This window comes from Marinobacter sp. E2, assembly GCF_055755345.1.
The window spans coordinates 3,640,850-3,665,884 of sequence record NZ_CM146911.1; the positions used below are offsets into that span (position 1 = coordinate 3,640,850).

Annotated in this window: 28 protein-coding genes; 8 read left to right on the forward strand and 20 right to left on the reverse strand. The window is 61.0% G+C overall.

Features of this window, described 5'->3' with window-relative positions; translation table 11 throughout:
• Window position 1: 1 nt before the first annotated feature.
• From icmH to tssB, 9 genes are all read right to left on the reverse strand, one after another.
• Complete coding sequence (icmH, locus tag AC0J1C_RS16575; RefSeq protein WP_473044872.1) at window positions 2-826, reverse strand: type IVB secretion system protein IcmH/DotU; 825 nt, start codon at window positions 824-826, stop codon at window positions 2-4.
• A 3-nt stretch (window positions 827-829) separates the two neighbouring features.
• Window positions 830-2,164: a type VI secretion system baseplate subunit TssK gene (tssK, locus tag AC0J1C_RS16580; RefSeq protein WP_375183202.1), complete on the reverse strand. Its 1,335-nt coding sequence runs from the start codon at window positions 2,162-2,164 to the stop codon at window positions 830-832.
• Window positions 2,164-2,697, reverse strand: a complete 534-nt coding sequence (gene tssJ / locus AC0J1C_RS16585; protein WP_091988749.1) for a type VI secretion system lipoprotein TssJ — start codon at window positions 2,695-2,697, stop codon at window positions 2,164-2,166. The genes tssK and tssJ overlap by 1 nt, the downstream gene beginning before the upstream one ends.
• Window positions 2,694-4,046 carry a type VI secretion system-associated FHA domain protein TagH gene (tagH, locus tag AC0J1C_RS16590; protein ID WP_375183201.1) on the reverse strand — a complete coding sequence of 451 codons (1,353 nt, stop codon included), beginning with the start codon at window positions 4,044-4,046 and terminating at the stop codon, window positions 2,694-2,696. The genes tssJ and tagH overlap by 4 nt, the downstream gene beginning before the upstream one ends.
• Window positions 4,047-4,065: 19 nt before the next feature.
• The gene (gene tssG / locus AC0J1C_RS16595; RefSeq protein WP_375193885.1) at window positions 4,066-5,082 is read right to left on the reverse strand and encodes a type VI secretion system baseplate subunit TssG; all 1,017 of its coding nucleotides are present in this window, start codon (window positions 5,080-5,082) and stop codon (window positions 4,066-4,068) included.
• Entirely contained in the window at window positions 5,046-6,818 is a 1,773-nt protein-coding gene (tssF, locus tag AC0J1C_RS16600) for a type VI secretion system baseplate subunit TssF (protein WP_375193884.1), read from the reverse strand. Before tssF ends, tssG begins: the two co-directional genes overlap by 37 nt.
• A gap of 147 nt (window positions 6,819-6,965) precedes the next feature.
• A complete protein-coding gene (gene tssE, locus AC0J1C_RS16605; protein ID WP_473044874.1) occupies window positions 6,966-7,406 on the reverse strand; it encodes a type VI secretion system baseplate subunit TssE in 441 nt (146 codons plus the stop codon).
• 3 nt (window positions 7,407-7,409) lie between these two features.
• Window positions 7,410-8,891 carry a type VI secretion system contractile sheath large subunit gene (tssC, locus tag AC0J1C_RS16610; protein WP_375193882.1) on the reverse strand — a complete coding sequence of 494 codons (1,482 nt, stop codon included), beginning with the start codon at window positions 8,889-8,891 and terminating at the stop codon, window positions 7,410-7,412.
• 54 nt (window positions 8,892-8,945) lie between these two features.
• Window positions 8,946-9,443 (reverse strand): type VI secretion system contractile sheath small subunit, encoded by a 498-nt coding sequence (tssB, locus tag AC0J1C_RS16615; protein WP_008175709.1) that lies wholly within the window; start codon window positions 9,441-9,443, stop codon window positions 8,946-8,948.
• 294 nt (window positions 9,444-9,737) lie between these two features.
• Here tssB and AC0J1C_RS16620 point away from each other — a divergent pair, with 294 nt between their 5' ends.
• Both AC0J1C_RS16620 and AC0J1C_RS16625 read left to right on the forward strand, forming a co-directional pair.
• Window positions 9,738-9,998 carry an acyl-CoA-binding protein gene (locus AC0J1C_RS16620; protein WP_375193881.1) on the forward strand — a complete coding sequence of 87 codons (261 nt, stop codon included), beginning with the start codon at window positions 9,738-9,740 and terminating at the stop codon, window positions 9,996-9,998.
• Window positions 9,999-10,132: 134 nt separating this feature from the next.
• Window positions 10,133-10,447 carry a site-specific integrase gene (locus AC0J1C_RS16625; RefSeq protein ID WP_375193880.1) on the forward strand — a complete coding sequence of 105 codons (315 nt, stop codon included), beginning with the start codon at window positions 10,133-10,135 and terminating at the stop codon, window positions 10,445-10,447.
• 8 nt (window positions 10,448-10,455) lie between these two features.
• Here the strand turns inward: AC0J1C_RS16625 and AC0J1C_RS16630 are convergent, their stop codons facing one another.
• Both AC0J1C_RS16630 and greB read right to left on the reverse strand, forming a co-directional pair.
• Complete coding sequence (locus AC0J1C_RS16630) at window positions 10,456-10,926, reverse strand: hypothetical protein (RefSeq protein WP_375193879.1); 471 nt, start codon at window positions 10,924-10,926, stop codon at window positions 10,456-10,458.
• A 115-nt stretch (window positions 10,927-11,041) separates the two neighbouring features.
• Window positions 11,042-11,554 carry a transcription elongation factor GreB gene (gene greB / locus AC0J1C_RS16635; protein ID WP_473044876.1) on the reverse strand — a complete coding sequence of 171 codons (513 nt, stop codon included), beginning with the start codon at window positions 11,552-11,554 and terminating at the stop codon, window positions 11,042-11,044.
• Between the two features lie 321 nt (window positions 11,555-11,875).
• Between greB and AC0J1C_RS16640 the strand changes: the two genes are divergently transcribed.
• Window positions 11,876-12,157, forward strand: coding sequence for a hypothetical protein (locus tag AC0J1C_RS16640; RefSeq protein WP_374964964.1), 282 nt, complete (start codon window positions 11,876-11,878; stop codon window positions 12,155-12,157).
• On the opposite strand, the gene AC0J1C_RS16645 is transcribed toward AC0J1C_RS16640, so the two are convergent.
• The 8 genes from AC0J1C_RS16645 to ftsY form a co-directional block, all read right to left on the reverse strand.
• The gene (locus AC0J1C_RS16645) at window positions 12,151-13,641 is read right to left on the reverse strand and encodes a HAMP domain-containing sensor histidine kinase (RefSeq protein ID WP_473044877.1); all 1,491 of its coding nucleotides are present in this window, start codon (window positions 13,639-13,641) and stop codon (window positions 12,151-12,153) included. The two genes, AC0J1C_RS16640 and AC0J1C_RS16645, sit on opposite strands and share 7 nt — an antisense overlap.
• A complete protein-coding gene (locus tag AC0J1C_RS16650; RefSeq protein ID WP_091988781.1) occupies window positions 13,628-14,308 on the reverse strand; it encodes a winged helix-turn-helix domain-containing protein in 681 nt (226 codons plus the stop codon). The genes AC0J1C_RS16645 and AC0J1C_RS16650 overlap by 14 nt, the downstream gene beginning before the upstream one ends.
• Window positions 14,309-14,414: 106 nt before the next feature.
• Window positions 14,415-15,206, reverse strand: coding sequence for a hydroxypyruvate isomerase (gene hyi / locus AC0J1C_RS16655; protein WP_473044878.1), 792 nt, complete (start codon window positions 15,204-15,206; stop codon window positions 14,415-14,417).
• A 5-nt stretch (window positions 15,207-15,211) separates the two neighbouring features.
• Window positions 15,212-16,123, reverse strand: coding sequence for an NAD(P)-dependent oxidoreductase (locus AC0J1C_RS16660; protein ID WP_473044879.1), 912 nt, complete (start codon window positions 16,121-16,123; stop codon window positions 15,212-15,214).
• Window positions 16,124-16,366: 243 nt separating this feature from the next.
• Entirely contained in the window at window positions 16,367-17,227 is an 861-nt protein-coding gene (gene rpoH / locus AC0J1C_RS16665) for an RNA polymerase sigma factor RpoH (protein ID WP_375192611.1), read from the reverse strand.
• 195 nt (window positions 17,228-17,422) lie between these two features.
• On the reverse strand, window positions 17,423-18,427 hold the full coding sequence (gene ftsX / locus AC0J1C_RS16670) for a permease-like cell division protein FtsX (protein WP_473044880.1): 1,005 nt from the start codon (window positions 18,425-18,427) through the stop codon (window positions 17,423-17,425).
• Window positions 18,417-19,106 (reverse strand): cell division ATP-binding protein FtsE, encoded by a 690-nt coding sequence (ftsE, locus tag AC0J1C_RS16675; RefSeq protein WP_375192609.1) that lies wholly within the window; start codon window positions 19,104-19,106, stop codon window positions 18,417-18,419. The genes ftsX and ftsE overlap by 11 nt, the downstream gene beginning before the upstream one ends.
• 24 nt (window positions 19,107-19,130) lie before the next feature.
• The gene (ftsY, locus tag AC0J1C_RS16680; RefSeq protein ID WP_473044881.1) at window positions 19,131-20,306 is read right to left on the reverse strand and encodes a signal recognition particle-docking protein FtsY; all 1,176 of its coding nucleotides are present in this window, start codon (window positions 20,304-20,306) and stop codon (window positions 19,131-19,133) included.
• Window positions 20,307-20,464: 158 nt separating this feature from the next.
• Between ftsY and rsmD the strand changes: the two genes are divergently transcribed.
• Complete coding sequence (rsmD, locus tag AC0J1C_RS16685; RefSeq protein WP_473046575.1) at window positions 20,465-21,115, forward strand: 16S rRNA (guanine(966)-N(2))-methyltransferase RsmD; 651 nt, start codon at window positions 20,465-20,467, stop codon at window positions 21,113-21,115.
• Here the strand turns inward: rsmD and AC0J1C_RS16690 are convergent.
• Complete coding sequence (locus AC0J1C_RS16690; RefSeq protein WP_375192607.1) at window positions 21,091-22,269, reverse strand: DesA family fatty acid desaturase; 1,179 nt, start codon at window positions 22,267-22,269, stop codon at window positions 21,091-21,093. The two genes, rsmD and AC0J1C_RS16690, sit on opposite strands and share 25 nt — an antisense overlap.
• Before the next feature lie 151 nt (window positions 22,270-22,420).
• Here AC0J1C_RS16690 and mutM point away from each other — a divergent pair, with 151 nt between their 5' ends.
• From mutM to hslR, 4 genes are all read left to right on the forward strand, one after another.
• Window positions 22,421-23,233: a bifunctional DNA-formamidopyrimidine glycosylase/DNA-(apurinic or apyrimidinic site) lyase gene (gene mutM / locus AC0J1C_RS16695; RefSeq protein WP_473044882.1), complete on the forward strand. Its 813-nt coding sequence runs from the start codon at window positions 22,421-22,423 to the stop codon at window positions 23,231-23,233.
• Between the two features lie 182 nt (window positions 23,234-23,415).
• Window positions 23,416-23,748, forward strand: a complete 333-nt coding sequence (locus AC0J1C_RS16700; RefSeq protein ID WP_375192605.1) for a hypothetical protein — start codon at window positions 23,416-23,418, stop codon at window positions 23,746-23,748.
• A 95-nt stretch (window positions 23,749-23,843) separates the two neighbouring features.
• Window positions 23,844-24,533 carry a GMP/IMP nucleotidase gene (gene yrfG / locus AC0J1C_RS16705; protein WP_473044884.1) on the forward strand — a complete coding sequence of 230 codons (690 nt, stop codon included), beginning with the start codon at window positions 23,844-23,846 and terminating at the stop codon, window positions 24,531-24,533.
• A gap of 40 nt (window positions 24,534-24,573) precedes the next feature.
• Complete coding sequence (gene hslR / locus AC0J1C_RS16710) at window positions 24,574-24,981, forward strand: ribosome-associated heat shock protein Hsp15 (protein WP_473044886.1); 408 nt, start codon at window positions 24,574-24,576, stop codon at window positions 24,979-24,981.
• Window positions 24,982-25,035: the final 54 nt, after the last annotated feature.

Here is a 25,035-nt window from a genome sequence, read left to right on the forward strand (position 1 = left end):
CTTATTTCGGTAGTTGGTCGAGTACGCGCAATACGTCCGTGATGCGCTCGTTCAATGCCATGTTGTAGAGAGAATAGATGCCAGCCATCGCCGCCACGAACAGCCCGCCAATACCCCACAACGGCAAGCCGCTGCGAAGGCGGTTGCCAGAGCGGGTGACATTGAGCCGGGCGTCCGCCAGGGGCGCCGAGTCCTGATCGTCCCGAAGGGTTTTGAGCTGCTCATGCAGCCCACGGACAATCTGCTCGTATTCGTCCCTGCCGTTTTCCATAACCTTGTAGCGGCCTTCAAATCCCAGGCACAGGCACAGGAAGATGAATGCCAGCATATCCCGGTAACGGGCCGGCTCCTGTTCCATCCGCGCCAGAATGGCAAAGACCTTTTCGCCACCCCAGGTTTCGTTATGGAATCGCGACAGCAGCGAATGCTGGGACCAGACGCTGTGAGCGCCCCAGTCGGTGCCCAGCACCGCCTCGTCGATGAAGGCGCAGAGCACATAACGGTAGGCAACAACCACCGGCCTGTCGTAGCCCTGCTCCACCAGTTCCCGATCGACGGCGGCAATGTCGTCCACCACCTGCTGGTACAGGCTGTCAACGGCCCGGAAGTCGGCCAGGCGCCGAATCCGGATCACCAGCCCCAGCAGCGGTGTCGCCGCATCAATCAGGCGATTGGCTTCCAGTCCGCGAAGCTGGAACTGCTCGTCGAGCCCACCCTCCGGGCTCTCAGAGTGGCCGGAACGGTCGGCAAACAGCAGGTCGCTGAACGCACTGCTGCCTGAATCCTTGCTGCCATTCGGTAAATCCATTACCTGTGCGTTTGCCATGGCTTAACTCCTGATTGCCCAGAACTGCATTTCCATGCCCGGGAAACTGCCAGCCACGTGGAAGGCGAAGCCGCTGGCGTTGTCGAGCATCTGCCACGCCTGGCTCTGGTCGTCCAGGCGGAAATAGACGAAGCCGGCGTGATACGGAAGCTGACGCGGCGCCACCGGCAATGCCGTCAGCGGTATACCCGGCAACTGAAGGCTGATGAGGTCCCGGATTTTCTCCACCGAGGCGACTTTGCACTGCTGGGTGAACTGCTTCTTCAGATCGTCCAGGGGCATATCCGCCTTCACTGCCAGAATGAATTCGGCCTCCCTAACCAGCTGGGCGTCCTGCACCGGTGCCACCGTAAGGCCGTACTGGCGCTCCTGCAACTGGATAGCCAGGGCTCTCGGTTCCAGAACGGTACTCAGGGACTGTCGCAACACCTGCATCAGGGGCGCGAAACAATCCTCCGGCAGATCGTGGTCGTAGGCCGGATATTCCCTGGGCAGGCGTCCTTCGTCGGTGAAAGTGACCAGTTCGCCACACAGCTCCAGCAAGGCCTCATAGAGCCGTTCGGGATGCAGCTGGCGCAGACGGGCCAGGTGTAGGAACCTGGGGTGAGCCCGATTGAGCATCTGCAGCAACATGAAATCGGCCACATCGGCCACGCCACCCTGCCCGGGTGCCCCCACGCGTTCGGCAATGGTGCGGGCCCGCTCGCGCATCAGGCCCGCCATCTCGCCGACAAAGCGCTGCAGCCTGGGTGCCGCCCGCACACTCAGCATGGTGGGCACGAAGGCCGGGTCCATCACCAGGCTGCCATCGGGACGCTTTTCCAGAATCCGGCCGATGGCCAGGGCCGAATAGGCGCTCCGGTCCTCCCGTTCCAGCATCAACCGGGGCGCCACCCGACCGACATCAATGGCGTGGGCGTCGCCGTCAATGGAATGCAGGTCCCGGATTTCCCGGGTTTCCGCCCGGAAACGGCCAGCCACCGGCGCCTCGGGCCAGGCCACCTCGGCCAGGCTATCGCTGCCCAGGGGCAGTGCCAGGTACACAATCTGGTTGGCCACCGAGGCGTCGCTTATTTCCAGCGGCTCCGGCATCACGTCGTCCTGAGGCAGACTGAACCGGGTACCGTCGGAAAACAGGCCGGAGGCCCGCACAAGGCCCACCCGGCCGAAGGTCAGATACTCGGCGTTCAGCTCCAGATCACTGAAGCCATAGAGGTAGTCCGATATCGCCAGGGCGCGCTCGTTGATCTGGTGTTCCAGATACCGCTGCTGTTGCTGGAAGTGCTGGGGTTTGATGAACAGGCCATCACTCCAGACCACTCGATTGGTAACGGCCATCAGGTATCATCCGAATGCTTGAGTTTCACTTCCCGCTCCCGCAGGTTCACCAGCAGGTTATAGCGGCCTCCAATGGGATCCACCTTCACCACCTTTTTCCATTGCGACAGGTTCGGGTAGGCGTAAAAGGCAATCACGCCGATAAAGCGGGTGTCCTCGCCAATCTCGAAGGGTTCGATGTACTTGAACTGACCCGGGACCAGGGAATAGTCGCTGTGGTCCACGTAGTTCTGTCCCAGTGAAGCTTCGAGGTCGGTGAGCAGCTGGTCGAAATCCCCCGCCATCAGGAGGGAACTGTCACGCATTTCGATTACCTGGAAGGCGATGGGGGTTGGCGCCAGGGATTCGTTCGGGTTCATGTCCGGCTCCGCCACCATGGTCAGCCCAACGCGGCTGGGCAGGTCTTCCGGGTAGCCCACGGGAATGTCCGGGTCCCAGAGCACCTTGGCGGTCTTGGTGACCGCGTTGTACGGCGTGCTGCATCCGGCAAGCACCAATACAATAGCTAGCAAGCTCCATTTGCACGTCTTCACAACTGACTCTCCCTCTGTAGTTGACGCAGATGTTGGTCGTAGGCCTGCTCGAACACCTCCTGGAACAGGCGCTCGAACCCTTGCTGACGACTGGATTTCAATTCCCGGTAGTAATGCTGGTACATATCCCAGGCCCAGCGGCCTTCGTCTTCGCTCTGGCGCAATCCCCGGCGATAGCCGTGGAAGCGCTGCAGCAGCGCCTCCGGTGAAAACGCGTGCAGGATGGCCTGGAGTGCTTCGCTGATGGCCCACCGGGTAGCCTGCTGATGATGGTTCAGGCTCTGCAGGCTTTCCCGAACCGCCGCCGGCGCGGAAAGGTGCACGGGGCTGCGCTGACTGGCGAACAGGGTCTGTACCGTGGCCTGATAGTCGTCACCTAGCCGCAGCGGATTGTCCTCGATGGGCTGCAAACGGGTTCTCAAGGCCTGGTGCCGACTGTCCTCGCACTGGTGCAGGGCCAGCAGCCCCTCCATGGTGGCCCTGAGCGTCTGGCCAGCTTCTTCCAGGAAAAGCCGCATCTCGTCGCTGTCGGCGAAATCAAGCTCCGCCTCCAGACCCCTGAGCAGGGGCGCACCGCTGATGTGCGTGCTGCTGCGATCCTGACTGGCAGACGGCCTCCCAAGACTCTCTCGGCCGGTCATTACGGGGGTGGTTCCGTTCTCATGCATCCCGGTCATATCTCCGTTATCTCCTTTGCGAATCGGTAAACCGACGGCCACGTCCCGGTGTTCCCGATACTCGTCCGATACGGCCCTTTCTCCGGACAGCCAATGGTCTTCCGAGGCCATCAGGGCGTCGCACTCGGGGTCCCGGGCGCCATCCGTTGCCGGGTCGCGCCAGGCGGCCATCGGATCGTCGCTGACGGCTTCACCCGGCGCCGGCTGCAATGGCGCCAGCGGCTCGGCCCCCTGCCACTGGCAGTCCTGGCCGCGGGCTTTCAAAAGGGGCTCTGCCGAGGTCTCGACCAGCTCAGCGCACGGCTCTGCGTCCGTCGCCAGCGGCTCTTCGCCGGGCTCGATCAAATCTGCCCGAATGCGGTAACGGCCGATAACCAGGGTGTCACCGTGCTTCAGACGCGCCCGACGGCCGCGCCCCACCGGCTGGCTGCCGCTGTTGATATAGGTTCGACCGCTGCGATCAATCAGACAGAACACACCGTCGAGGAACCGGATCTCGGCGTGGCCGGGCACCGCTCCGGTGCGCTGGGACGACAGCCGCCAGGTGTCGTTCGCGGCAGTGCCGATGGACCCACCGCGCACACCGAACTGATGATCAGTGCTGGCCCCGGCGGTTGCTGCGGCGGGGTTGACGATAGTCAGTCGGAGGCTCGGAGCCTGTGTTTCATCCATGATGCGCGTCCCTGCCTTTCTATCGGCGAATCTGAAGTCGAACGGCCGGCCGTTGCCGGGCCTGTTCCGGTGTCACAAAGCTGTTCCAGCCCAAGCGGACATCCTCGCCCAGTTGCATGGCCCGTATGTCCTTCGGTCGCATCTGCAGCTCCAGGTCGTACGCCAGCTGTTCGCGGGTGGCGAACTCCACCAGCTTCACCAGACGCTGGTGATCACGCCCGTTGGGCAGGAAGTCAGCGAAGCGCTCCCGGCTGAGATTGCGCAGTCGCAGCACAAACTTGCCACTGCGGTCGCGAATGCTGTTCCCCGCCAGGGTGTCGTTGCCCAGGGAGGCATTGGCGCGCCCCAGCCGGGTCTGCTGATCGGGAGCTATGGCAACCTTGCGAAGCACCCACTGCTCGATGCTGACGTCATCCAGGTCAAAACAGTGAGCCACAATGCCACTGACCACCTCCGGCGAGCGGCTGCGGCCAGCCATAAGCCCGGCGTAAGCCAGCATCTTGGACCAGTTTACTGGCGTGGCCTCCCGCAAACGGCTGTCGCCGAGACCCACCAGGGCGAAGATCAGCTCAGAAAAGCCGTCAGAGGCGCCGGGCTGGAAGCGCACGTAGTACCGATACTTGCGCCAGGCCCGATGGAACAGGGTAACCAGGCGATGGTTGAAGAAATCCAGGAAATGCCGTCGAATGCCCAGGTTCTGGCCCGCCTCCCAGGCCAGGTCCTCCAGGTAATAGCCCGGCAACGGCGACTGGCAGCCGTGCAGGCCCAGAAAGCTGACTTCCAGCTGATAGGGCGCATGCTCATGTTCCGGTGACAGCGCCGAAACCACGTCGCTGCCGGGGAAGCCCAGCCCCGCCGACGCCGAAAACCGGATCCGTTCCTGCCGCGGCTGATCGTCGCCGTTGCGCTCCAGATCGTCGCCGTGGTGCCGGTGAATCAGGTCCACCAGCTGGAAAAAACTGTATCGCCGCGCATTGCCCAGGACGGGTTGCAGCTCGGCTACATCAGCGGCTGCTGACCTTGCTGTAACGTCCATGTGTACCGTTCCTGATTGTCGGTGTTCACCACTTCCAGTTGGTGAAATGCGTTGATGCTGGCGTAAAGGGCAAAGAACTGGCTGAGAACCGTGCCGAACAGGTACAGATCCCCTTCCGAGGCAAAGGCCTGCTGGTCCAGCTTGAGGACCGACCGGATGCCCCGGACCGGAAGCCCCTTCACCATCCGGTCCACCGGGCGGGTCTCGATGCCGGTAATGCCGGCCAGGCGCTTCTGGGACACCCGCTCCGCCTGGCGGTCCACCAGGGCCCGGAAATCATAAACCCGAAGTACGGTACGCAGGGCATCCACGTCGAGCATCGACAGGTAGTTCAGTGACAGATTGGAGATCAGTGTCCACAACAGGCTGCCGTCCAGGGTCGGCCGCAGGGTCGCCGTAGGACGCGTAACGTTGCTGAACGTGGCAAATGCCGGTGTATTCTCGGTGGCCATGCAGATCTCACCCACCGCCAGCTGACCCGGCAACTGCCGGTTGGTACAGGTGAGGGTCAGGGAAATGGCCTCCTGTCGGCTCAGGCACTCGGACTCGTCACCCCGGACAAACGACATGTAATGATCAAAACCGTCGCCGCGCACGCTGTCCCTGGCGCGCACCCGGTAGTAAAGAGCAGTGCGTCCACGATCCCGCTCCACCTCGTGCTGAAAGCTCTCGAACGCGGTGTAGATGCGCGGCTCACCACGGCCGGAGCGCCCTTCCAGCCAGCCCTCTACCTGCTCGATGCTGAACACCTCGTAGTGGTCCGGTGAGCGGCTCGAGGGCGAGATCCGATATTCGGTCTGGCGGCCGTTCAGGTCCACCGGTTCGCCCTCGTGGGTGAACAGGTTCACCGCCGGGGTGCAGTAGAGCTGGAAGTTGTTTTCCCGCACTTTTGCATCGGGCGGCAGTATCCGGCTGAAATGAAAACGCAGGCTGATTTCGTCCGCCTGCACCGCTGGCAGGCGGCGCCCGAGGCCGTGAATGTCCACAAACCGGAAGGCCTCGGGAAAACTGAGGTATTCCTGCAGGATGCGGTAGCCCGGGTAGGCGTTCTTGGGATACGGCAGCAGGGCCTCATCGCTGGCAAACCCTACCGGTTGCAACAGAGAGGCAGGCAGTTGGCAGACGGTGTCGCCCACCACCAGTTCAATCCGCTCCAGGTAATGGTTAAGCCACAGGAAAAGGGTCTCGCCGATGTGGCTCTCACCACCCAGGTAAAACCGAAGGCTGTCCATACCCAGCGAAGACAGCGGCTGGTCAGTATGCAAGGCCAGATCTACGGTCACAGAGGATACTTCCCGGGAATGCTCGGCATGGGCCGCCGCCACGCTCATGGGGTACACATCCACCGTCCGGCAGGTCCGGAACCGGCACTGGGTCTGACGAATGGCATCGCCCACGGGCCGGCTTTTGATCTCGGTGTGGCGTTCCACTCGCTGACGTTCACTGATGGCATGCAATTGGGGGTCGAAGCGCATGATGGTGCAACTGGGCACCGGTCGCAGGTAGTTCGGCCACAGCATGTTCAGCAGCGAGTGGGTGATTTCGGGAAATTCGTCCTCCACCTTCTCTCGCAGCTTGCCGGTCAGGAAGGCAAAGCCTTCCAGCAGTCGTTCCACATCCGGGTCGGTGCTCTGCTCGGACAGAAAGCGGGTGAGCTGCGGATGGGCATCCGCGAATTCCCGGCCCTGGAGCCTGAGAAAGCTCAGTTCGTCCCTGTAAAAGCGATTCAACTTCATACAACTACCGAATCCTTGGGAGTATGAGCCGGTCGGTATACTTTTCTTCCGGGAAAAAACAACTCGCTGCGCTCAGACATCTTTTTTCCCTGCAGAAAAGCATCCCCACCGACTCTCGCCATCCTTGGTGTTTGCTGTTCGTTTCCGTTACACCACCTGGTAGTAACGTTTATCATCCAGAACCAAATCTATGGTTGTTTTGTCGTCTTTCGAACCGACGTTGAGATAGACCGTCACCTGAAACCGCAGCTGCAGCGGGTCGGGCCCCTGGGGCAGATTGACCACATCCACCCGTCTCACCCTGGGTTCGAACTTTTCAATGCACTGCCGGATCGCGCCGCGGATCTGAACGCTCAGATCGTGGGTCCCCAGGGTGGCGTCGTTGAAGTCCAGCAGGCCGAGGTCCGGTACGCTGGCACTGTTGCCCGGATGGGCATTCAGCAGGCGCACCAGGTGGCGCTTGATGGACTCAACCACATGGGTCACCTCCCCCATGCTCTGACCGGCCGGTTCGGCCGCCTGCTCCAGTCGTTCGAACAGGCTGCCGGTGCCGGCCTGCGATCCGTCGCTGGCCGGGTGCCGGAACACGGATCAGTCCTTGTCCAGCCGGCCAACCAGTGACAGTTCAAAGTTGGCACCCATGTACTTGAAATGGGGCCGAACCGCCAGGGACACCTGGTACCAGCCCGGATCGCCGTCCACGTCAGAGACGGTCACCTGGGCCGCGCGCAGGGGGCGACGGCTGCGAACTTCCGCAGGCGGGTTTTCCTGGTCGGCCACGTACTGGCGAATCCAGGTGTTCAGCTCCCGCTCCAGGTCCTGGCGCTCTTTCCAGGAGCCGATCTGTTCCCGCTGCAGCACTTTGATGTAGTGGGCCAGGCGGTTCACGATCATCATGTACGGAAGCTGGGTGCCCAGCTTGTAGTTGGTCTCCGCTTCCTTGCCTTCCTTGGTGTTCGGGAACTGCTTGGGTTTCTGCACCGAGTTGGCGGAGAAGAAGGCGGCGTTGTCGCTGCCCTTGCGCATGGTCAGGGCGATGAAGCCCTCGTCGGCCATTTCGTACTCGCGACGATCGGTGATCAGCACTTCGGTCGGGATCTTGGCCTCGAGCTGGCCGAACGACTCGAACAGGTGCACCGGCAGGTCCTCGACGGCGCCGCCGCTCTGCGGGCCGATGATGTTCGGGCACCAGCGGTACTTGGCAAAGCTCTCGGTCAGACGGGTCGCCAGCAGGTAGGCGGTGTTGCCCCACAGGTAGTGTTCGTGATCGCCGGAAACGTCTTCCTTGTAGTTGAAGCTGCGCACCGGATTTTCGGTGGGGTCGTACGGCACCCGCAACAGGAAGCGCGGCGAGGTCAGGCCCAGATAGCGGGCGTCCTCGGACTCACGCAGGGAGCGCCACTTGGCGTATTTCGGGCCCTCGAACACGGCCTTCAGTTCCTTGATGGCCGGCAGTTCCTGGTAGCTGTCGACGCCGAAGAACGACGGGGCCACCGAGGACAGGAACGGCGCATGGGCCATGGCACCAACCGAGGACACGTACTGCAGCAGCTTCATGTCCGGCGTGGACGGGGTAAAGGCATAATTACCAACCACGGCGCCCACCGGCTCGCCGCCGAACTGGCCATACTCGGTGGAGTAGATGTGCTTGTAGAAGCCGGTCTGGGTAACGTCTGGCGCGAACTCGAAATCTTCCAGCAGCTCGGTCTTGGTGGCGTGAAGGATGTCCACCTTGATGTTTTCGCGGAAATCGGTGCGGTCCACCATCAGTTTGAGGCCGCGCCAGGAGGATTCCAGCTCCTGTAGCTTCGGTGCATGCAGGATCTCATCCATCTGGGCACTGATCTTGCGATCCAGCTCCACCACCATCTGGTCCACCAGGGCCTTGTTGACCGGCTGGCCTTTTTCGTCGCTTTTCAGCAGGTTGGCAATAAACGTTGCCACGCCCTTGCGGGCCACATCGTAACCCTCATCCGCCGGTGCCATGCGGCTGTTGGCCATGACCTGGTCGAGGAGAGACCCTTCGGCAACGGATTCGGAGGCAGCAGATTGCTGCACAGCAGTATCAGACATACCACATCCCTTCAGTACGTTTTGATGAAAATAGGAGAGTGAGCGTGCGTTCGCTTACTCGTTGCTGTCGGTGGCCAGTTCCAGTTCGGCCAACAGCTTGTCCCGGGCGTCGTCGTTGTCCAGCAGCTCCTGCAGCTTGGAACGGAACGAGGGTACGTTACCCAGCGGGCCTTTCAGAGCCACGAGCGCTTCCCGCAGCTCAATGAGCTTGTTCAGCTCGGGCACCTGGCGGGCAACACTGTCCGGGGAGAAATCGTCAAGGGTCTGGAATTCCAGGTTCACCGGCAACTCGTCGGCTTCCTCGTCCAGCTTGTTGGTCACGGTGGTGGAAAGAGTCAGGCCGGCTTCCTTCATGACCGAACGGAAGTTGTTCTTGTCAACGGAAATGGCCTTACGATCTTCGATGGGGGTTTCTTCGGCGTGTCCCTTGAAATCACCAACCACAAACATTTTCAGTGGCAGCTCGGTTTCGGCCTGCTGATCTCCGGTGGCGGGGACATACTTGATATTGATGCGCTCTTTAGGCGCGACGGAACCGTCTTTTGAAGACATGCGCTTGCTCCCTGTGCAAATCATTTGCAGTTGTTCAATCCCTTGTACGCGCCCTCCTGGCGCGCAACCACCCGAACTCTACACAGATCGTTTTCCGTTCTCAAGCAAAAACTGGCCAGCGTTATCGGGAACTGTGCGCTCGGGCAAGCTTTTGCCAGAAGTCGACCCGCTTTCCGATTTGCCGCACCTGGCCGGGCATTCGGTCAATGACGGCGACCGGGGTGCTGGCTATACTCGCCAGATCACCAGCCTGATCATAAACAGGAACCAACCCGAACCATAAGGAGAGACACTATGAGTGACCTGAAAACCCGCTTCGACGAGGCCGTGAATTACATCCAGACCGCCGAAGGCGACTTCAAGCCATCGAACGAGATGAAACTGGAGTTCTACGCGCTTTACAAGCAGGCCACCGAGGGAGACGTGTCCGGCAAGCGCCCGGGTATGATGGATTTCGTGGGCCGGGCCAAATTCGATGCCTGGGAAAAACTCAAGGGCATGTCCAAAGACGATGCCATGCAGCAGTACATCGACAAGCTGGAGTCCCTGAAATAAGCCCCCATAGCCTGCCGATCCCGACTAGCCACAGTCGGGATCCCCTGAATCCCGCGAATGCTTTGCGCCGGTAAAACGATTGTCATAAGATGCGCACACCATAACAAGAACAAACTTCCAGGAAGCAATCACTCATGGATATTACCGAGGCGCTGGAACAGTCCCAGCCGGGCCTTCTTGGCCGCGTCAGGGACGCCATCCGCAAACACCATCTGAACCAACGCTCCGAACAGACCTATCTGCACTGGATCACGCGTTTCGTGCTGTTTCACGATCTCAAGGATCCGGATACCCTGGCATCCGACCATCGCCAGCAGTTTCTGGAGTACCTGGGCAATCGTATGCGCGTGTCCCGGGCGAGACTGAACCAGGCCAGCCAGGCCCTGGCATTCTTCTACGAGGACGTGTTGGGCGAGACTGCCGTAGACAACGCCGCCAGCGCCGCCTGAAACGGGCCTCAACGCTCGGTCATATTGATATTGAGCGCATCGTAGTTGCGGTTTTCGGGGGGGCGGATCATGTAATTGTTGCTGTGGGTCTGGCCGGGAATGGATTTGGGGTTGCTGAACCGGAATTCCACCGGAATCTGGGAGCGGCCAAGATCCGTGCGGTTATCACCGGGCCTCAGCCCGAGTGGATCCAGGTAGAAATCATCTTCCACCCTCGGTTTCAGGGGCACGCCGGCGGCAGGTGCCGTGAGCCCACCCTCGATGACGGTATTCGCCAGAGTTTCTTCTTCAATCGAACGCAGAGAAATGGTGTCGATGGTGGAGCGCTCCTCGTAGTCGAAGGCGCTGGCGGTGTCGTTGCTGTCGTCAGCCTGCTCCGCCAGCGAACCGACGGAAGCCAGGGTGGTTGCCAGGCCAAGCGCAGCCCAGAAGCCGATCCGAAACGGAAAATACCTGCGGTGTTGTCCTGAAATACCCATGATGATGACCCTGGCAGACACTGGCTGCCGCACATACCCTGTGACATTTTTTGATCAGTCTATCGACAAAAACTACGCGCTGCCCGGCATTTCGACGATTTTGTGACAGTTTTCACTAGTCGGTGCCAGGCGCCTGGTAACGAATGTCCACCACAAAAACGGATTTCCAGCCCTCCGGCGTGCGGACACTGACTTCGTCGTCCAGACGCTTGCCAATCAGGGCCCGGGCGAGAGGCGAGTTAATGCTCAGGTAACCCTTGCTGAGATCGAACTCATCGGCGCCAACCAGGCGGTAGGTCTGCTCATTTCCCTCCTCATCCTCAACGGTTACCCAGGCGCCAAAGAACACCTTGCTACGGTCATCGGGCAACCGGTCCACCACGGTAAGCTCGTCCAGACGCTTGCTGAGGAATCGCACCCGCCGGTCAATTTCCCGAAGCTGCTTCTTGCCGTAGATGTATTCGGCATTCTCCGAACGGTCTCCCAGGGCTGCAGCCTCACGCACGGCCTGGGTGACCTCGGGCCGCTTTGTCTTCCACAGGTACTGCAATTCATCCCGCAGCGCCCGCTCGCCTTCCGGCGTAATATAGCGCGGTCGGGGCCCCCTGTTTTCTGATGCCTGGCTCATGGATGCGGCTATTCCCTGTTGACGATCAGTTGAACAAACACTTCCGGCATGGCCGGTGACATTGGCAGGGTGACATAAAAAAACCCCGCAAATGCGGGGTTAAGGCTAGCGCTGTGCTGGAGGGAGAAGCAAGCAACAAACAATGCTGGCTTCCTTCACTACCCTTTCCATTGTGCATACCGTGGATTACCCGGGCGTGGCCGCCAAATTACCTTTTGGTCAGGGACCATCGGCCCGAGGAATTAGGTTGTGCACTCTAGGAAGAGCCCCTAATGTCGAGCCATCAGTTTCATACAGACTCAGGTTACGGAGACACCCGATATGAACACCGACAAACTGCTCACTATGGCCCTTAATGGCGTAGATGCCCTGGGCTACCGACTGGACCAGCTGGGCATCACCGGCAAAGTCAATCGCCACAACCTGGCGGCGTTCCTCATGGTCGAACAGAAGCATCTGGAAGGCGAGTGGGACAGCATTCAGGTACGGGTCAACCGTCGCCGGTCACAGGTGGAAACCCTGGCACACCAGATTGAAACCCGCGCCGACGCCCTGCTCACCCCGGTACTGGACCGCATCAACCGGTTCCGCGCCAGTCAGTGAGTCTCGGCGCCGGACGATTCAGTATTGCTGCGCAGCTCTCCGGGGGCGCCATCCGCAGGCTGCTCAGCCTGGGCTGCACGGATGCGTTTGCGCGCCTCGGAGTAGGCAGGCATCCGAACCGCCACCGTCAGCCCGGGCGAGGATTCCCCGGGCTGAGTATCGCTGAGCAGAATCCGCCCCTGATGAATCTCTGCCACGGCGCTCACCAGGCTCAGGCCAAGACCGTTACCGGGCAGTGAACGGCTCTTGCCCACCCGGTAAAAGCGCTGGAACACCTGATCTTTCTCGGCATCCGGAATCCCGATGCCGCTGTCGCGCACCTCGAAAACAGCATCACTGCCTTCTTTGCGCACGCCAACTCCGATCACCCCGTGTTCGGGTGTGTACTTGATGGCGTTGTCGATCAGGTTGCTGACCATCTGGAAAAGCAGATCCCGGTCGCCCTCGATCATCACGCCTTTTTCCAGTGCCTGTTCAAACGACTGGTCCTTGTCTTCCGCCAGCGCCTCGTAAAGCTCGCAGGCGTCGGTAACCAGCTCGTCCAGGGACACCGGCTTCATGTCCGCGGCGTTGCCCCGGGTCTCCAGGCGGGCGATGCGCAAAAGCGCGTTGAAGGTCGCCAGCAACTGGTCCGCTTCCGCCACGGCGCGCCCCGCCTGCTCCCGGGCCTCGTCGTTGTCTACTGACATCAGGGTGTTTTCCAGCTGGTTTCGCAGCCTGGTGAGCGGCGTGCGCAAGTCGTGGGCGATGCTGTCAGAGACATGCCGGATACCCTCCATCAGGTACACAATCCGGTCCAGCATCTGGTTCAGATTTTCCGCGAGCTGGTCGAAGTCGTCGTCGGTCCCTCGGGTAGGAATACGCAGTGACAGATGACCGTTCATGATCCGGCGAGAGGTGTTGTTGATTACCTCGATGCGCCGCGTGGTACTCCGGCTCATCAGGAACCCGCCCAGGAGCGCCAGGGCCAGGGTGATGCCCATGCCCCAGTTGATGGCCGTTTCGATGACCCGCTTGAGGTTGGTCAGTTCATCCACGTCCCGACCCACCAGGAGCCGGAGGCCGCCCTGAACCTCGAAAATCCGGGCACGAGCCAGGCGCTCAGGCCCGCTCCAGCCCACCGATTCGTTCAGGGTGAAATTGATCCAGCCACTCTCGGAGCGACTCCCCTCAGGCCAGGTATCAATGTTGCCTGCCAGTTTCAGGAAGTCATCGGTGGTCAGCAGGTAGATGGACTTGGCGTTGGGATCGCGGGCAACGCGCTCGCGAATGATGGTGATCAGTCCGTTGACCCCGCGGCCACGATACTGTTCTGCCAGACCGGCGATTTCCGCTTCGATGGTTTCGTCGGTCTGGGCGGTCATGAAGCCCGCGGTACGCCAGTAAATGAACGCCAGCAGCAGAAAAACCGAGGTGGCAAACACCACCATGTAGAGCAGGGCGAGCTGAAAAGAGGACGTCCTGAGCTGGCTAAGCAGTTTCACGTAGCATGTACCCTGCACCCCGGATGGTCTGCAGTAAGGGGGTATCGAATTCCTTGTCGATCTTGGCCCGAAGCCGGCTGATGTGCACGTCGATCACGTTGGTCTGCGGATCAAAGTGATAATCCCACACCTTCTCCAGCAGCATGGTACGGGTGACCACCTGACCTGCGTTGCGCATGAGGTACTCCAGCAGGCGAAATTCCCGGGGCTGGACGTCGATGTTCTGGCCAGCGCGCTTGACGGTGCGGGCCAGCAGGTCCATTTCCAGATCGGCAACCTTCAATACCGTCTCGGTCTCGGCCGCCTGCCGATTACGACGGATAAGGGATTCGATGCGCGCCAAAAGCTCGGTGAACGAGAAAGGCTTGGTGAGGTAGTCGTCGCCACCGCCCCGAAGACCCTCGACCCGGTCGTCGACATCGCCCAGGGCGCTCAGGATCAGCACCGGCACCTGATTGCCCGTCGCCCGCACCGTTTTTATGATCGACAGACCATCCATACCCGGAAGCATACGATCCACGATCATGATGTCGTAATCCTCGCTGGCCGCCATCATCATGCCCTCTTTGCCATCGGCGGCATGATCGACCACAAAGTCCGATTCCTTCAGCCCTTTGACAAGGTAGTTTGCAACGTCCTGATCGTCTTCGATTACCAGCGCTTTCACCGGTTCTCCTCCCGATAGCGGATTACAGTAGCGACACGTACATCTGCGACAAGGGTACGAAGGATTCCGCAAGCCGGCCAGTTACGATCTTGTAAGAGGGTGTCGCCTATGGCGACGGTCGATGGCCACCGGCAAACCAATCCAGACTGTCGGCAGTCCGGCCCGAGGGCCGATATTCGGCGCTGACCCAGCCTTCGTACCCAAGGCGGTCGATCGCCTCGAAAACATTCAAAAAGTTAATCTCCCCGGTGCCCGGCTCATGGCGCCCCGGATTGTCCGCAAACTGGATATGGCCTATCCACGGTAACAGGCATTCCACGGTGCGGACCAGATCGCCCTCCATGATCTGCATGTGGTAGAGGTCATACTGCAGGCGAGCATTGTCGGCGTCCACCTGCTCAATCAGTGCCAGTACCTTGCCAGAGGTATCCAGCACGAAGCCCGGCATATCCACTCGCGAGTTGATCGCCTCCAGGCACAGGGTGATGCCCTGCTCTGCCAGCTTCGATGACGCCCAGCTGACATTCTCCACCAGGGTCTGCCAGGCCAGCTCCTCCGACACATCGGCAGGCTTGAGCCCTGCCAGGCAATTCAGCTGACGACAGTCGAGAGCCCGGGCGTACTCGATGGCCTGGTCAACGCCGGCCCGGAATTCCTCAACCCGGTCTGGCAGGCAGGCAATGCCGCGCTCACCGGCGTCCCAGTCTCCCGGCGGCAGATTGAACAGCACCTGGGTCAACCCGTGCTCGCGCAGCAGCCCACGCAGCTGCTCCGGGGGATAGGCATAGGGGAACAGGTATTCCACACCCTCAAAACCGGCGTCGCGGGCAAGGGCAAACCGCTCCAGAAAGTCCGCTTCCGTGAACAGCATGGACAGATTGGCAGCAAAACGGGGCATGGCGGTTACTCCTTCGTGCCTTGGCCGTGGGCACCGAGCAGGGCACCGTTCAGATGCTCCAGTTCCAGCAACAGGCCGCTGTGGTCAACATCGCTGTGGCCGTTGGCCACCAGCGACAGGTATTCGTTATGGGTCTGCTGCGCCAGCGGCAGAGTCAGCCCTTCCGCCCGCGCCTCATCCAGGATCATCCGCATGTCCTTGAGCTGAATCCGCGCCGGCGCGCCGGGGGCAAAGTCCCGTTCGATCATACGCTGCCCATGCAGCTCCAGAATCCGGCTGCCGGCAAAGCCTCCGAGCAGCGCTTCCCGAACCGCTGCCGGATCCGCACCGCCTTTGGCGGCAAGCAGCAACGCCTCGGACACCGCGCCGATGGTGATACCCACGATGGCCTGATTGGCCAGCTTTGCCAGTTGCCCCGAGCCCACGGGCCCGATCCGGGTGCACTTACCGAGCGCCGCAAACACCGGCCGTGCCCGGTCCACATCCGCCTCCGTTCCCCCGGCCATGATACTGAGGCGAGCTTCCGCCGCGCCCAGCGTTCCACCGGACACCGGGGCGTCCACATAGCCGGCACCCCGTTCCGCCGCCAACTCAGCATGCCGCCGGGCCACAGAAGGCTGGATGGAGCTCATATCAATCACCAGCGCCCCCGGCTTCAGGGCCTCAAGAGCCCCCTGCTTCACCAGCACCTGCTCAACCACATCGCTATTCTCCAACATGGTGATCACCACGTCGGCATTGGCCACGGCGTCTACCGGAGAGTCGGCAATGGATGCTTCCTGTGAAAAGGGCTCGCATTTGCTGGACGTGCGGTTCCACAAGGTCATCGGGAAACCCGCGTTCAGAAGGTTACGGGTCATCGGCGCGCCCATGAGGCCGATGCCGAGAAATGCGATATGGGGTTCATTCGAGGTCATGGTTTGCTGGCCTTACTCAAAGGTTCGGGACGCGGTTGGGTAGCCCCTCCCAAAACTGTGCGGAGCCAGGGATGGCGGAGCCCAAGCGTCACATGGATGTGCCGCAAGGAGCGTGTTTTGGGAGGGGCTACCCAAGCGCGTCTTCCACGGAAGTCAGATAAAAGATTATACAAACAAAAACGCCACCAACCGGAACCGGTGGTGGCGTTCTATTCAGATTACCTGATTCGATAGGCCCGAACCTCAGGCCGCCTCAGACATCTGCATGCGGATCTTCTTCATGGCATTCTTCTCAAGCTGGCGAATCCGCTCCGCAGACACCCCATACTTGTCGGCCAGCTCATGCAGCGTCGACTTGCTCTCGGACAACCACCGCTCGCGCAGGATGTCCTGACTGCGCTCGTCGAGGCTTTCCAGCGCCTGCATCAGACGGCCGTTGGCATCATCTGACCAGTCAGCGTTTTCAAGCTGCGTGGCCGGATTGCTGCGCGCATCCTCCAGATAATAGGCCGGCGCCTGATAGGCGTTGTCGTCATCGTCGTCCATCGGACCATCAAACGCCGTGTCCTGCGAGGCCAGACGTCCTTCCATTTCGCGGACAACACGGGGCTCCACACCGAGATCCTCGGCCACCGCGTTCAGTTCATCGTGGCTGAGCCATGCCAGCTTCTTCTTCTGGCTGCGCAGGTTAAAGAACAGCTTGCGCTGGGCCTTGGTGGTCGCGACCTTCACGATCCGCCAGTTGCGCAGGATGAACTCGTGAATCTCGGCCTTGATCCAGTGCACCGCAAACGAGACCAGGCGCACCCCGTATTCCGGGTTGAAGCGCTTCACGGCCTTCATCAGGCCAACGTTGCCTTCCTGGATCAGATCCGCCTGGGCCAGGCCATAACCGGAATAGCTCCGGGCAATGTGAATCACGAAGCGCAGGTGAGACATAACCAGCTGACGGGCGGCTTCCACATCGCCCTCGTAATGGAGCCGTTCTGCCAGCTCCCGCTCCTCGTCCGCTGTGAGCACCGGAATACGACTCGCAGCCTGAATGTAAGACTCGAGATTCGCACCCGGAACCAGTCGATCAACCAGTTGTAAACTCGTACCCATGCTCTAACCTCCGAACCCGACGGCCCTAAAATATACCAACTCTCATTTAGACCGCCAAGAACCCTGAAAGTTCCCGAATTTTCCAGTAAAACATTTAAAATCAACAGTCTGGAAAATTCGCCTTGGCTTTTCTGACTCCCAACCTACGCCAGAGAAAGCTGTCTCTTCAATACGGTTTTCCCGCAATCCGGATCATCAACCACCGGCAATATCGCCAGGCTCCAGATCGTCCAGGTGACGCTTCACGGCAACCCAGGCGCCAAGCCAGCCTAGCAGCATCCCCACAATAATCAACGCCAGAGCGCCATCAAATTGCAGTCCCTGCAGGGAGAAGTCACTGCGGTACAACCCCGCCAGTCGCTCAACGGGCCCGCTGAGCCACCAGAGGGAAAGTTGCAGCAGGATCAGTGCGACCACACCGCCCCCAAGACCAAACCAGGCCCCTGTATAAAGGAAGGGACGGCGAACAAAGCCGTCGGTACCGCCCACCAGCTTGGCCACCAGAATCTCGTCTCGGCGGTTTTCAATGGCCAGCCGCACGGTGTTGCCAATCACCAGCACAACCGCTGCCGCCAACAGCAGAGCCAACGCCCACACCGCGCGGGCCAACAGGTCAGTCATGGCATTAAGTCGCTGCAGCCAGCCCAGGTCCACCTGAACACGTTCTACTCCCTCCATTGCTCCGACGAAGCGCACCAGTGCCTCGACGCCTTCGGCCGACCGGGCCGATTCCTGGGGGGTTACCAGCAGGGTGTGAGGTAGCGGATTTTCCTCCAGGTAATCGAGCGCGTCCGCCAGCCCGGAGGACGTCCGGAACTCCGCCAGGGCCTGCTCTCGCCCGATCAGCTCAACAGCGGCTACCCGTCCGTCGGATGCCACCTCCTGCTGTAGCCCCTGCGCTTGTTCCAGGTTGGTATCGAGGCTCAGGTAAGCCGTCACCCGGGCACTGCTTTCCCAGCCGGCGCTGACACCCTGAAGACTGGTGAGCAGCAAGAGCAAAGCCACCGGCAAGGCCAGGGCAACGCCCATCACTGTCCAGGTCATCAGGCTTGCCACCGGTGTGCGCCAGAGCCGACGGGCACTGTCCCGCGCCACCTTGCGATGGTGGCTGAGATAGCTCTCTGCCTGTTCCCGCCATGGGGAACGTGCGGCGTTCGCCCCCCGGGACGAGTCCTGCTTTCGCCTCGGGTCAGTGGCCACTCGCACCTCCCACAACCGGCGTGCCACCGGCAACGAGGCGCCCATGATCCAGAGTCAGGGTGCGTCGGCCCATGGTGTTGATGAGGGCGATATCGTGGGTGGCAATCAGTACCGTCACCCCGACCTGACTGAACTGCCCGAACAGGTTCATGATGTCTGCGGACAGCTCCGGGTCCAGATTACCGGTGGGCTCATCCGCCAGCAGAACCGGCGGCTTGTTGACCACGGCCCGGGCGATACCCACCCGCTGTTGCTCTCCGCCGGACAGCTGCATCGGATTCATTTTTTCCTTGTTCAGCAGACCGACTTTATCCAGCGCTGCCCGCACCCGCCGACCGGTGTCGCGGGGTGAGGCGCCCATGACCTCCAGGGGCATGGCCACGTTGTCGAACACGGTGCGGTCAAAGAGCAGCTGGTGATTCTGGAACACCACGCCGATGTGACGGCGAATGTAGGGAATCTGCCGGCGGGGTAGCCGGTTCAGCAACTGGCCGCCGACAACCACTTCGCCGGCGCTGGGCCGCTCCATCACCATGATCAGCTTCAGCAGCGTACTTTTACCGGCCCCGGAATGCCCGGTAAGGAAGGCCAGTTCGCCCCGAGCCAGGCCGAAATTGACCTGACGCAGGGCGGTGTGATCGCTGTCGTAGCGTTTGGTGACCTGGCGAAACTCGATCATGGGCGGCTACCGCTGGGCGCTGGGCTATTCGTCGAAAAGCGCGTGAACAAAGGTTTCGGCGTCGAAACTGCGCAGATCCTCCACCTGCTCACCCACACCGATAAAGCGGATGGGCAGCTGCAGCTGGCGGGCGATGGCAAACACGATACCGCCTTTGGCGGTGCCGTCGAGTTTCGTCAAGGTGATCCCGGACACTCCCACCGCCTGCTGGAACACCTGGGCCTGGCTCAGGGCGTTCTGTCCGGTGCCGGCATCCAGCACCAGCATGACCTCGTGGGGCGCCGTCTCATCAAGTTTCTTCATTACCCGGACCACCTTCTCCAGCTCCTGCATCAGGTTGTCCTTGTTCTGGAGGCGGCCGGCGGTGTCGGCAATCACCACGTCAACGCCACGGGACTTGGCCGACTGGATGGCGTCAAAAATGACCGACGCACTGTCGGCCCCGGTGTGCTGTGCCACCACTGGCACGTTATTGCGCTCCCCCCAGACCTGCAGCTGTTCCACGGCAGCCGCGCGGAAGGTGTCGCCCGCCGCCAGCATCACCGATTTACCCTCGTCCTGGAATTTGCGGGCCAGCTTGCCAATCGTCGTGGTCTTGCCCACGCCGTTCACGCCGACCATCAGAATGACGTACGGGGTTTTGTCGGCGTCGATCTTCAGGGGCTGGGTAACGTCTTTGAGCAGGTCGTGCAGCTCGCCACGCAACGCCTTGCGCAGCGCCTCGCCGTCCTTGAGCTGATTGCGCTCGAGCTTCTCCGTGAGAGAATCAATGATCTCGGAAGTGGCGGTAACGCCTACGTCGGCCATCAGAAGCGTGGTTTCAATCTCTTCCAGCAGCTCTTCGTCAATCTTCTTGCCCAGTGAGAACAGATCTGACAGGCCACCCGTCAGGCCCGCGCGGGTTTTACCCAGGCCCTTGCGGATTCGCTCAAAAACACTGAGCTGGGGCTCCGGCTCCACCGGCTCCGGGGGTTGCTCGGCGGGCCGGGGTTCGGCTTCAGGCTCCGGCTCTGGTTCGGCCTCAGCAGCAGGCTCAGGCTCGCCTTCTTTGGGCTCTGGCGCAGCCCCTCTTGCAACCTCGGGCTTGCGCTGGGGTACCGGCCGCGGCCTTGGCGCCCGGCTCCGGTTGCCGGCAACATCCAGAATGAAAACGAGCACAAGAAGGGCCAACAGGCCGATTGAAATCCACTCTGCCGTCATAAAATCAATCCATCAGTATGAATGGGCGGAACACAGAAAGCGCACATTCTAGCAGACTGTCCCATTGAAGTGAGGCTTGCCAGATTATCACGCTGGCACGGGATTCCGGTAACATGCCGGGGTTCATCACCCTGTTGATCCGCTTCGGAGTTACCGCCATGGCGCGTCGAAAACCCGCTCATCGAAACCCCGCCACAAAAAGCCCGGCTCCCGCCCGCTCAGACAGCGGAACCCGGGGTGCTGGCGAGCTTCGGATCATCGGCGGCGATTGGCGCAGCCGCAAACTCAAGTTCCCCGACGCCGGGGGCGTTCGGCCCACGCCGGCCCGCACCCGTGAAACTCTGTTCAACTGGCTGGCCTTTCACCTCGCCGGCAGCGATTGCCTGGACCTGTTCGCCGGCTCCGGCGCTCTGGGACTTGAAGCGTTGTCCCGAGGTGCCGGCCATGCCACGCTGGTGGACCACACGCCGGCTCTGGCCAACGCACTGAGGACCAACCTGCGGCTGCTGAAGTCTGAATCGGGAGAGGTGGTGTGCAGCGCAGTGGAGCACTACCTGGCGCAGCGGCAGCGACCGCCGTTCGATATCGTGTTCATGGATCCGCCGTTCCGTCAGGGCTGGCTGGAACGGCTGTTTCCGCTAATGGAAGCGCAGGGCTGGGTGAAACCCGGCGGCTGGGTCTACGTGGAGCATGAGAGTGAACTGGTCACGCCGGCGGTGCCGGCGACCTGGCACCTGCACCGTCAGAAGCGTGCAGGCCAGGTTACCTATTGCCTGTTTCGGGTTCAGGCCGAGGGTCTGAGCGAGTAGGCCCGCAGATGGTCGGCAAACTCCTCGAGGTAGCGGATACCGCTGGCTTCTGCCTCACGACACCAGGCCATCAGGGCATTGAGCTTGTCCTGGGGCTTGAGACCCCGCTGACGCCAGAGCGCCTGCAGCTCATGGCTCTTCTCGTAGATCTGGCGGAGCACGGCGTTACGCTCGAGCACCGACTCCAGGGTTTCTTTCTCCCTGGGGTGGATCAGACTGATCTCCCGTGACAGCAGCTGCTTGAGCTTACGGTACCGGGGACGGATTTCGTCGTCCATCAAGGACTTCTGCTGACGCAGCACCGGCTCCATGACCCGCTTGCGGTATTGACGCATGATATCGAAGCGATTGTTGGCAATGGCCTGCACCGTTTCCACATCCATATCCAGCTTGCCCGGCACGTGATGGGCAATGGGCCGGTAACCTTTGGGCGTGGCCAATCCAAACAGCTGGAACAGCCGGATATAGCCCCAGCCGATGTCCACCTCGAACCAGCGACGGGACAGCTTGGACGAATTCGGGTAGGTGTGGTGGTTGTTGTGCAGCTCTTCGCCACCAATCAGCAAGCCCAGCGGCGAAATATTGCGGGCGTTGTCGGCACACTCATAGTTACGGTAGCCCATCCAGTGACCTATGCCATTGACCACGCCGGCAGCCCAGACCGGGATCCACATCATCTGCACTGCCCAGATCCAGATACCATGAACACCGAACAGCGCCAGGTTGATCACGGCCATCAACGCGATACCCAGCACCTTGTAGCGGCTGTAAACGTTGCGCTCGATCCAGTCCTCGGGTGTTCTCTGTCCGTACCGTTCCAGGGTTTCCGGAGTAGCGGAAGCGGCATAGAGCTCGGCGCCCTCGAACAGCACTTTACGAATGCCGAGCACGACCGGGCTGTGGGGATCTTCCTCGGTTTCGCATTTGGCGTGATGCTTGCGGTGGATCGCCGTCCACTCCTTCGTGTTCTGGGCCGTGGTCAGCCAGAGCCAGAACCGGAAAAAATGCTTCAGGACCGGATGCAGGTCCAGCGAATTGTGCGCCGAATGGCGATGCAGATAGAGCGTTACACTGACAATCGTGACGTGGGTCATTCCGAGTGTCACCAGAACGAGCTGCATCACAGACAGGTCAAGAAGACCATTAAACCACATAGCAAATCCTCAAAATCAAAATCACTGGCACAGAGCCAGGGTCGCCGCTTTGGCAACGACGACACTTTAGCTTACAGCTGTAAGCCCCAACAACCGCATTTGGATGCAAATTTGTTACTGATTACACTTAGATGTTTCCAGGAGAAGCCCCGTGCCCGAACTGCCCGAAGTTGAAACCACCCGAAGGGGCATTGCCCCGCACTGCGAGGGTCAGACCATCGCGCGGGTTACCGTCCGCAATGGCAGCCTGCGCTGGCCGGTTCCCTCCGACCTGGGTGACCGCCTCGAAGGCCAGGTGATCCGGAGCGTTGACCGGCGGGCCAAGTATTTGTTCCTCAATCTCGACCAGGGTACGGTCATCGTGCATCTGGGCATGTCCGGCAGTCTTCGGGTGATCACCGACGGCACTGCCCCCCTCACCCACGACCACATTGATGTGGTCCTGCAGTCGGGCGTGATTCTCCGGTTCAACGATCCCCGGCGATTCGGCTGCTGGCTCTGGGCCGACTCCACCGAGGAGCACCCGCTGATCCGCCACCTCGGGCCAGAGCCCCTGGTTCCGGAATTCAACGGCGCCCACCTGTTTCGACTCTCCCGGGGCCGGAGCACGCCGGTGAAGTCCTTTATCATGGACAATCATGTGGTGGTTGGCGTGGGCAACATCTACGCCAATGAAGCGCTGTTCAAGGCCAGGATCCACCCCCGCCGCAAGGCCGGTCGAATCAGCCTGGACCGCTACCACCGGCTGGCGGAAGCCATCCGGGAAACCCTCAGCGCCGCCATCCTGATGGGCGGCACCACACTTCGGGACTTTGTGAACAGTGACGGCAAGCCGGGTTACTTCGCACAGTCCCTGCTGGTTTACGGACGCGACGGCGAACCCTGCCGCCAGTGTGGCCGGGTACTGAAAGAAATCCGCATGAACAACCGGTCGACGGTCTACTGCCCGCAGTGTCAGCGCTAAAGGCCGACCCGGTGCACATTTTGCAACGAAAAATCGTTTGAAAATGCGCAAATATGATTCATAGTTAACGGAGGACTTATGCCCGGCGTATACAATAGGCTGGCATCCGATGGATGCCGTTCCGGTACTGCTCCCTGCGGGGAACAGATCGCGAGGGCCAAGAAGCTCAGGAGACAGTAACCATGATCCGCAAGATTTCCCGCACTCTGGTAGCCACCCTGGCTGCCTGCCTGATGGCCTTTTCTTCACTCGGCCATGCCCAGGCCGTTGATGAAACCCCGTCCGCCCTGGCCATGACCGGCGACGCCATCTTTGTCCGTCCGGCACTGCTGGCCACCACCATTGTTGGCAGCGCCGTCTACCTGGTGTCCCTGCCCTTCTCCCTGCTGGGCGGCAACGCCGGTGAGGCGGGAGAAGTCCTGGTAATGGGCCCCGCCAAGGCGACCTTCGTTCGCTGCCTGGGCTGCACCCGCACCGGCCGCAAGCCGGAAACGGTGGAACAGGCCGACAACTGATCCCGACCAAAACATCCGGCCTCCGTACTATCACGGCTTGCCGGAAAGGCGAAACTGCGGCAGCCTGAAGGAAATTCCTCAGGCTGCTTTGGCGTATGGTTAACTGGTCGTCCCTCGACACTGTGTTCCTGGATATGGACGGAACACTGCTGGATCTTCACTTCGACAACCACTTCTGGCTCGAGCATCTGCCGGCGCGCTATGCCGAGCACTATGACCTGCACCCACAGCAGGCCAAAGACCACCTGATCCCGATGATCATGGCCGAGCGCGGCTCCCTGAACTGGTACTGCACGGATTACTGGAGTGAGCGGCTGTCACTGGATATCACCAGCCTGAAAGCCGAAGTGGGGGATCGTATCGGCTACCGCCCCCACGTGATCGATTTCCTGAACGCGCTGAAAACCAGCGGCCTGCGGTCGGTCATCGTCACCAATTGTCACCCTGACCCACTGGCCCTGAAGCTCGAACGGACCGGGCTGGCGTCGCGAGTGGACGCCATTGTCTCCAGCCACGAGCTGGGCAAACCCAAGGAAGAGCCGGCGTTCTGGGAAGATCTGCAGACGCTGGCCCCCTACCGCCGGGAATCCACATTGATGGTGGACGACAGTTTCCCGGTGCTCGAGAGCGCACTCCGGGCCGGGATCAGCCAGTGCCTGGCCGTGCTGGCACCGGACAGCAAGCAAGGGCCCCGTGAAGCTCACCCGGACATCCCCTGCATCCACCACTTCGACGAAGTGCTTCCGGCACTGCGGGAACGCTCCTCCCTGTCAACCGGCCAATGACGGGTTATAATCCGGGTAGAGACCCATCCGGTGAGGAGATATGACGGCACCAACCTCTGACGAACAACGCGTAAGACTCGACAAGTGGCTGTGGGCCGCGCGCTTCTATAAAACGCGCACCCTTGCCAAGGAAGCCATCGAAGGCGGCAAGGTGCACTACAACAGCCAGCGCTGCAAACCCGGCAAACTGGTGGAGACTGGCGCGACTGTGACCCTGCGGCTTGGCTGGCAGGAAAAAGTGGTGATCGTCGACGATATCAGCGACAAACGACGTGGCGCGCCCGAGGCGCAAAAGCTCTACCACGAAACCGAAGACAGTGTTAAAAAGCGCGAAGAACTGGCCTGGCAGCGGAAAACCATGCAGGCAGCCCAGCTTCCACCGGCAAGAAGACCTTCCAAGAAGGATCGTCGCGACATCCAGCGATTCCGCGAACAGAACGGCCTCTGACCCAAGCCGGAAGGCGGTCGAGCCGGAGCCACCCCTTCCCCATCGATATTCAGC